We start from the raw sequence: 1,636 nt of genomic DNA, 5'->3' as shown, positions 1-1,636 counted from the left end.
CTGTTTTCCGCACATTTTAAAAAGTAGGCTCATACTGGATAAATGAGTCGATTTTTTTTCATTTTGGGTGTCCCATTGCTATTTTTAGCGATGTTTTTGCGAAAGAAAAAGAACCGGTCTGGTAGTACTTCAGTCCAAATCATCTCAAAGGATGGCGGTAAATATAAGGTCATCAAGACAATCGGATCGGGTAGTACAGAACAACACATTCAAAAACTTTGGCTATTGGGCAAGCAGGAAATGGAAAGGCTCACTGCCCAATCAAAGCTTTTCATTTCAGAGCAAGACACCGTGGTGGAACAGGTGATGGAAAACCTGGCTAATGCAAGTATAAGAACGGTAGGCCCTGAGTTGGTTTTTGGTAAAATATATGATGGTATTGGTTTTGGGGCCATTGAGGAGGGATTGTTTCGTCATCTGGTGATAGCCCGTTTGGCATTTCCTCTAAGCAAACTTAAGACCGTATCGTATTTATATCGTTATCAGGGGATCAATCTGGATATAGATGCGGTATATCGGTTTTTGGATACGCTCAACAACCGATTGAAAGAACAGGTTGAGCAAATTGTTTTTGCCCATACACAAAAGGTGTTGAAGGGAAACCTTGGTGTGGTTTTCTATGATATGACCACCCTTTATTTTGAGGCCAGTGATGAAGATGATCTACGAAAGACAGGATTTTCAAAAGATGGCAAACAACAAAACCCCCAGATCTACCTGGGACTATTGGTAGGTGTGGGAGGATATGCGGTTGGCTACGATATTTTCGAAGGGAATATCTATGAGGGGCATACTTTGATTCCATTTTTAGAAAATATCATCACCAAATTCAAACTGGGCAAGCCCGTGGTAATTGCTGATGCAGCTCTGTTATCGGCAGATAATTTAAGTGCCCTGGAAAGTGAGGGATATGAGTATATCATTGGGGCTAGATTAAAAAATGAGTCCGCACAGCTCAAGCAAAAGATACTTTCCAGGACATGGAGTGATGGTAAGGTAACTCGCCTGCAGAAAGACAATACAACCAAGCTGATAGTAGCCTTTTCACTAAAACGAGCGGCTAAGGACGAACATAACCGCAAAAGAGGGCTCAACAGACTAGAGAAACTAATCAAGACCGGCAAACTTACCAAGTCCAACATCAATAACAAAGGGTATAATAAATACCTCAAGCTAAAGGGTAAACTCACCGTTGAGATTGATTACGAAAAATTCAAGGCTGACAAAGCCTGGGACGGACTCAAGGGCTATATCACCAATACCAGATTGAGCAGCAAGAAAATCATAGAAAACTATAATAACCTGTGGCACATTGAAAAGGCATTCCGAATGTCGAAAACCGATCTGAGAATCAGGCCTATCTACCATCGGTTAGAGCATCGCATCCAAGCGCATATCTGCATCTCCTTCACCGCATATTGTATCTACAAGGAATTGGAAAGAATACTCTACAAAGAAAAATCAACTATATCACTGAAGACCGCCACCGAACTCACTCAAAACATGTATCAGATCACCTACACCCTGCCCGACTCAAAGCATACCAAATCAAAGCTGCTCAAAATGGATCACCAGCAGGCAGAGCTGTACCGCAGCATACAAAAAAATTTCTAGGGTGTCCCAACGCTGAAAACAG

At 41.9% G+C, this 1,636-nt stretch carries 1 protein-coding gene; it reads left to right on the top strand.

All coding sequences use genetic code 11. The features are described 5' to 3' along the window. The first annotated feature begins 90 nt into the window (after nt 1–90). A complete protein-coding gene (locus tag AC04NP_RS30465; protein ID WP_482863903.1) occupies nt 91–1,614 on the top strand; it encodes an IS1634 family transposase in 1,524 nt (507 codons plus the stop codon). The last annotated feature ends 22 nt before the right edge of the window (nt 1,615–1,636 follow it).

The sequence above is a fragment of the Agaribacillus sp. DX54 genome, from assembly GCF_056858335.1.
Note: the sequence above shows the minus strand (reverse complement) of the source record. Positions and strands in the feature narration are given on the sequence as shown.

Coding starts and splice junctions, on each gene's coding strand:
- AC04NP_RS30465 (WP_482863903.1), top strand. CDS start 91: ATGTTTTTGCGAAAGAAAAAGAACCGGTCTGGTAGTACTTCAGTCCAA.